Source organism: Candidatus Megaera venefica, assembly GCF_034554655.1.
Taxonomy (GTDB): Bacteria; Pseudomonadota; Alphaproteobacteria; order Rickettsiales; family Rickettsiaceae; genus Megaera_A; species Megaera_A venefica.
In genome coordinates this window covers 1-6,640 of sequence record NZ_JARJFB010000106.1, presented here as the reverse complement: position 1 = coordinate 6,640, position 6,640 = coordinate 1, and the positions used below count along the sequence as shown (strand labels likewise).

Annotated in this window: 6 protein-coding genes; all 6 read left to right on the top strand. The window is 34.6% G+C overall.

Annotation, left to right across the window (positions count from 1 at the left end; all coding sequences use genetic code 11):
• Nucleotides 1-1,307: hypothetical protein (locus Megvenef_RS06590; protein ID WP_322777183.1), on the top strand; the 1,307-nt coding region annotated here is incomplete at its 5' end.
• 389 nt (nucleotides 1,308-1,696) lie between these two features.
• On the top strand, nucleotides 1,697-1,978 hold the full coding sequence (locus Megvenef_RS06585; protein WP_322777182.1) for an HU family DNA-binding protein: 282 nt from the start codon (nucleotides 1,697-1,699) through the stop codon (nucleotides 1,976-1,978).
• A 107-nt stretch (nucleotides 1,979-2,085) separates the two neighbouring features.
• Complete coding sequence (locus tag Megvenef_RS06580) at nucleotides 2,086-3,354, top strand: site-specific DNA-methyltransferase (protein ID WP_322777181.1); 1,269 nt, start codon at nucleotides 2,086-2,088, stop codon at nucleotides 3,352-3,354.
• A gap of 70 nt (nucleotides 3,355-3,424) precedes the next feature.
• Nucleotides 3,425-5,593 (top strand): SF1B family DNA helicase RecD2, encoded by a 2,169-nt coding sequence (recD2, locus tag Megvenef_RS06575; RefSeq protein ID WP_322777180.1) that lies wholly within the window; start codon nucleotides 3,425-3,427, stop codon nucleotides 5,591-5,593.
• Nucleotides 5,594-5,717: 124 nt separating this feature from the next.
• Nucleotides 5,718-6,287, top strand: a complete 570-nt coding sequence (locus tag Megvenef_RS06570) for a hypothetical protein (protein WP_322777179.1) — start codon at nucleotides 5,718-5,720, stop codon at nucleotides 6,285-6,287.
• 13 nt (nucleotides 6,288-6,300) lie between these two features.
• A complete protein-coding gene (locus tag Megvenef_RS06565; RefSeq protein ID WP_322777178.1) occupies nucleotides 6,301-6,537 on the top strand; it encodes a DUF2312 domain-containing protein in 237 nt (78 codons plus the stop codon).
• Nucleotides 6,538-6,640: the final 103 nt, after the last annotated feature.

The window sequence follows — 6,640 nt, the reverse complement described above, 5'->3', positions numbered from 1 at the left end:
AAGGACAAGATAGTGGTAATGGCTCTAATGGTCAGAATGGTAAAGATGCCAATTCTTATGTTGGCTTCAATTCAAATAGGTGTACTCCAACTATAGTTTATGAAGACTCCTTAAAGACTATCTCAAGGATATTATATTACAATTCTGGTGAAGAAGGTGGTATTGGAGGTAACTCAGGAAAAGGAGGAACAGGAGGTATCGGAGGTTATCCTGGTAAAGTTAAATGTAATTTTAGCTGTAAAATAATTTCTGAGATAGGAAAAAATGGGGATTATGGACTCCCAGGACAACCTGGATCTGGCGGAAAAAGAGGAGATGACTTTAATCGATATTATGAAGATTGGAATATAAAAGCACTAGGGTTCTTAGGTACTTTTGGTATTGGTGGAATGATTACAACTGGAAAATCTGATTGGGAAGGTAGTTCATACCGTGATACATCAGATAAAAAAGCGAAATCAGGAGAAAGACTATGGTCTGAGAATAGTAGAGAAATTCTTAAACCACCTGCACCTGATTATAGCTTCCTAGAAGCAATGAATAATACGAACCCTGCTAACTTGTTAAATATAGAAAAAACTAAAATTAAAAAAACATTATTTGATACAATATTATGTGGTTTTAATATTAAACAACAAGATTATAATCTTAGTGAATACAATCAAGGTTTTTATAAATATACATTAAATGCAGTAAGCTATATCCTAGAATTACGAATTATTGATTTACAACTTAAAAATATGAAAGTTCTACAAGCTATATTCATTGATCAAAATTATAATAATATATCAGATATACTTACTCAAATATCTACTTCTACAGAAAAATTAACTTTAGTACCAGTGAACTTATATAATAAACATGCAGTAGGGATAATTTTTGAAAAAGATAAATATACTAATATGATACACGTAAAGTATCTTGATTCATTAAATAAACATATGTCCCAAGAACTGAAGCAATTTATCACCCACACTCTTGACTCTCAAGTAGACTTTCAGGAAATCACTGTAGAGCAACAAAAATATGCCAATTGCGGGTCTCAAGTAATTGAAAATTTCATTTTTTACCTGACGGGTCATAAGGTTTCTCAAGAAAAAGCTATAGAGCTACATTCTAAGCTAGTTGAAAACACATTATTAAATAACAATATATCCGAGGTATATTTAATGTTTGAGCAACAATTTAATTCTTTTAAATTTGCCACTAGCTCCGAACAAATAGAACACACACCTGACCTATTCTATAATGTAGATTGTAACAACCTTCAGCTCGAGGTAGCTGGAGAGATCAATTCCTTCTATTAATGCCGACTAGCTATAGGTCCTATAGGCGTGAAGATGGGATATTATCCGAATGACCGCGACATGGCATCGCCACTTAATGTCACCTTATAGTCAAAATTGTCTCCATAACATCACAATCTTTGATATATTTTGCATATAAAAGTTAATAAAAGCCGTCTCTATTTTTGGATTTTATCAAACTTATTATATAAATTAGAATAGGCTCAAGCAAAAGCTGTATTATAAGCTAATTACTTCAGTTACCGCCTTGCCTGAAGATGACGTTCTAAAGCTTAGGGACAAAATTTAGTTTACCGGTATAATAAAAACGCTGCAATGAATCAGGTATTATGATCTCGCTAGATTGAACTCCGGCGAGATCGCCTTTTTAACAATAAATACTTAAACTCATGAATAAACAAGAATTCGTAACATATATTGCTGAACAAAATAAATGCACTAAAGCCGAAGCTGAGAAAAACATAGATATGTTCACTTCTTCGGTAATTGATGCCATGGGTCAAGGTAATGAGATTTCTCTTGTAGGTTTTGGTCATTTCTCTGCTACTAAGATTGCAGCAAGAGCTGGCCGTAATCCTCGCAACGGTGAGTCTATACAGATCAAAGCTTATACTCAACCAAAGTTCAAAGTTGGTCAAAAACTCAAAGACGCTTGTAATAGGCAAGACTAAAGACTTAAATATAGATTGCAGTTTATAAAGAACAGCGTTTTCGTTCTGATGCTAGCTATTTATTCTAAAGACATGGATAAAGTTGAACAAGAAAATAAAAACACATAATGCCGATTTTACAATGGTTAGACCGAGAAAAAACAATTAAGCAGGTCAGCAAAGTGCCCTACCGCCTGCTTGAAATTGATGCAAGATTTTCTTACGGTGACGAAACTTCTAGAAATATGCTAATACAAGGAGATAATCTTGAGGCTCTAAAAGCATTGCTGCCTTATTACGCAAGCAAGGTTAAGTGTATTTATATTGATCCGCCTTATAATACAGGCAGTGCCTTTGAACATTATGATGACAATCTAGAGCATTCTAAATGGCTGGATATGATGTATCCACGGCTGGAGTTGTTGAGGGAGCTTTTGAGCGAAGATGGAAGTATTTTTATACAAATCGATGATGATGAACACGCATATTTAAAAATACTTTTAGACGAAATATTTGGACGGAAAAACTTTATAAATAATATCGTGTGGAAAAGACGTGGAGGTAGCGCAAATCCTAAAAACAGATTAAATACTGTTACTGATCATGTATTATGGTATTCAAAAACATCTAATTATAAAGTCAATCACATATTTTCTATGAATGACGATATAACACAAGAATATATAAAAAAAAGGTTTGTCAATATAGATGACGCAGGGAGGCACTTTATGAAGTCTCCTATACAAAGCCCTAATTACAGACCTAATTTAATATATGATTATAAAGGGTATAAAACTCCTGTAAAAGGTTACTCTATTTCTTATGAACTGATGCAAAGTTGGGATGTAGAAGGAAAGTTATCTTTTCCTGATTCAAAAACACAAAATATTAATAGAAAAATATATCTTGATGAATACAAAGGTCAACCAGTGTCTAATTTGTGGTGCGATATAAAAGTTATTAATCCAATGTCAAAAGAGCGTTCTGATTTTGATGGCGGCCAAAAACCCGAAGCATTTATAGAGAGGATTTTAACTTTAGCTACAAACGAAAACGACCTCATCCTCGATTCCTTTCTAGGCTCAGGGACTACTACCGCAGTTGCTCACAAAATGAACCGCCGCTGGATTGGAATTGAAATGGGTGAGCAAGCAAAAACACATTGTGCAACTCGTTTGCAAAAAGTTATTGACGGTGAGCAAGGGGGAATTTCTAAAGACGTTAATTGGCAAGGAGGTGGCGGTTTTCGTTTTTATAATCTCGGTGAATCAATTTTTGATCAAGATGGGAGGATCAATAAAAATATCAAATTTGAACATTTAGCCGCTCATATCTGGTTTTCAGAAACCAAAACTCCCTTAAACCAATGTCATAAAAAAACTGAAAACCACATTTAGGCCGCTTCTTCCTTTTGACCCCTAATAGAGAGCCGTCTTCATGGTATAATCACCTATTTATAGAATATTAATGAAACATCAAAACGATAAGGAGTATTTATCAGGTACTATCGAGAGAATTACCTATCATAATGCAGATAACGGCTTTTGCGTAATCCGCGTCAAGGTTAAAGGGCATAAGGACTTGGTAACTGTTACCGGTAATGTTCCCTCTGTTTCCGCCGGAGAATATATCAAATGTAGCGGTATCTGGCATAATGATCGTAATCACGGCAAGCAATTCAAAGCTGATTTCCTAAAGTCTTTGCCTCCTGAGACGTTAGAAGGTATCGAAAGGTATCTTGGCTCTGGTTTAATTAAAGGCATAGGAGCGCATTTTGCCAAAAGATTAGTGTCGGCATTCGGTGATAAAGTATTTGAGGTTATTGAAAACAAACCAAATCTTTTGTCAACCGTAGAAGGTATAGGTAAAATCAGAGCGCAAAGTATTTGCAGCAACTGGCAAGATCAAAAGATTATCCGTGAAATCATGGTTTTTCTACAGTCTCATGGAGTAGGAACTACTAGAGCTACTAGAATCTATAAAACATACGGTGAGAAAGCAATTGAAGTAGTATCGCAAAATCCATATCAACTGGCCAAAGATATAAGGGGTATAGGTTTTGTTTCGGCTGATACGATTGCAGGCAATTTAGGCATAGCAAAGGATTCTTTAGTAAGGGCAAGAGCAGGTGTTGCGCATGTTTTACTCGAGGCAACTTCTGACGGACATTGCGGCTTACCTCAAGAAATACTCGTGCAAAATAGCGCGAAATTACTCGAGATCGAGAAAGATTTAATTGAACTAGCCATAGCAGAAGAAATCAAGTTAAAGTCACTAGTTACTGATACTCTAAATAATATCAATACCATTTTTTTAGCCAGTTATTATGTATATGAAAAAAATATAGCCAAAATATTACTTAATTTAGCAAAATCTCCAGTGTCTTGGGACAAAACAGATACTGCTACAATTATACCTTTAGTAGAAAAGGAGCTTAATATTAGCCTTGCAGAGAGTCAGAAGGTAGCTATAGAAAAAGCATTAGATAATAGGTTAATGGTAATTACAGGTGGCCCAGGTACCGGTAAAACTACTTTGGTAAATAGCCTACTTAAAACATTAGCGGCAAAGAAGTTAAATATTAAATTATGCGCTCCGACTGGTAGAGCCGCTAAACGTCTCAGCGAAAGTACGGGACTTGAAGCTACAACCATACATAGGTTGCTTGAAATAGACCCTGCTTACGGCGGTTTCAAACGCAATGAGGAATCACCGCTTTCATGTGATTACCTAGTAATAGACGAAACCTCAATGGTAGATGTACCTTTATTCTATTCTTTGTTAAAAGCCCTCCCTCTGCATTCGGCATTACTGCTAGTAGGTGACGTAGATCAATTACCTTCAGTAGGTGCGGGGCAGGTTTTAAAAGACATTATTAGTTCTAAAGTCATTTCAACGGTTCAGTTAACCGAAATATTCAGACAAGCGGCAACAAGCAATATTATTACTAATGCTCACCGAGTAAATCATGGAATATTACCGAATATGCAAATTACCAGAGAAGAATCAGATTTTTACTTTGTAGAAGCAGAGCACGGTGATGACATCATCAATAAAATAATTACCATGGTAAAGGATAGGATTCCAAAAAGATTTAATCTAAATCCCATACAGGATATTCAATTATTATGTCCTATGCAAAGAGGCGGAGCTGGAGCTAGATCTCTTAATATTGAACTACAAAAAGTTTTAAACCCTAATCATACCAATGGCATAGTCAAATTTGGTCAAATCTTTGCCGTAGGCGATAAAATCATGCAAACAGAAAATAATTATGACAAAGAGGTTTATAATGGAGACATCGGTATTATCAAGGCTATTAACGAACAAGATCAAGAAATAATAATCAACTTTTATAATCGAGACGTAAATTATGATTACACCGATCTTGATCAAATCACCCTAGCCTATGCAACCACCATTCATAAATCTCAAGGTTCGGAATATCCAGCGGTTATCATTCCAATTACCATGCAAAGCTATATGATGTTAAGGCGTAATCTTATCTATACTGCTATTACAAGAGGTAAAAAACTAGTTGTAATTATCGGTCAAAAGAAAGCATTGGCAATGGCCGTAAAAGATACTACTAGTTCGCATCGATATTCAAAATTACGGGAATGGTTAGTGGCTTGATAATGAACTTGATTTTTAAATATATAGAAAAGCTTGTATGGCCTATAACTCTATATACGCTAACCCTGATTACTTTTGTTAAAATGTGTGCTATAATAAATTTGTTAAAGATACAAGAGGTAACATGATAAACAAAATAGTCGGTAATAAGTTATATATTTGCAGCACCTTGTTGCTATGCGCCCTTGCCTATCTACTAAATTTTTGCACGGCAATATACCAATGCGCTCTGATATTTACTATTATTACTATCACGACTAATGCGGTAACATTTACTTGTGGCAAATCAAAGAGTTTAAAAGGGCTGGCTGTTGCTATTGTAATAAGCTTTGCTCTACTTCTGCAACTACCTTACTATATTGACGGTAAAATAGTAAACGGCTTAGTATTTGCTTCATTCTCATCATTGATGATATCCATGTACTGGTCTGCTTCTGTTTTTCAAAAACTAACTGGTAAGTTTAATATTGTAATATCCAATGCTTTATCGCTTGTCATAGCTTCTATAATAGACGGGTTTATCATGGGATTATTCTTCGGTCTCAATAACCAATTTTCTTACTCAAGAATCCTAGATATTTTTAGCAGAGAATTATCGTATAAAATGCTGTATGGATTTGTAGCTTCTGCTATTATATTTGTTGTTTTAAAAATGTTTAAAATAACAAATAATCTAAATCACAACTTAAAATAAATAATTACCTATGATGAGCGAAGTAATAGAAGCTGAAAAGTTAAAGCAAATGATAAACAAAATAGAGACTATAGAGCAAGAACGCTTGGAGTCTAGCGATCTTCTTAGGGAATCTTTCAATGAAGCTAAATCAATGGGCTTTGATGTTAAAATAATTAAACATGTACTAAAACTTAGAAAGAAAGACAAGGATGCTCTAGCTGAGGAAGATAACTTAATTGATTTATATCGTGGTGCTTTAGGAATTTAACTCTAACTAACTAATTAATGCGAGGATATAGTGCAAAAAAAGAAATTACATAAGACTCAGAAAGTTGCTAAGTTTAACCCTGAAGATTTACCTTCTGCCTTTT

What these genes read in the sequence shown, in the direction of transcription:
- Megvenef_RS06585 (WP_322777182.1), top strand. Translation starts at nt 1,697, where the DNA reads ATGAATAAACAAGAATTCGTAACATATATTGCTGAACAAAATAAATGC.
- Megvenef_RS06580 (WP_322777181.1), top strand. Translation starts at nt 2,086, where the DNA reads ATGCCGATTTTACAATGGTTAGACCGAGAAAAAACAATTAAGCAGGTC.
- recD2 (WP_322777180.1), top strand. Translation starts at nt 3,425, where the DNA reads ATGAAACATCAAAACGATAAGGAGTATTTATCAGGTACTATCGAGAGA.
- Megvenef_RS06570 (WP_322777179.1), top strand. Translation starts at nt 5,718, where the DNA reads ATGATAAACAAAATAGTCGGTAATAAGTTATATATTTGCAGCACCTTG.
- Megvenef_RS06565 (WP_322777178.1), top strand. Translation starts at nt 6,301, where the DNA reads ATGAGCGAAGTAATAGAAGCTGAAAAGTTAAAGCAAATGATAAACAAA.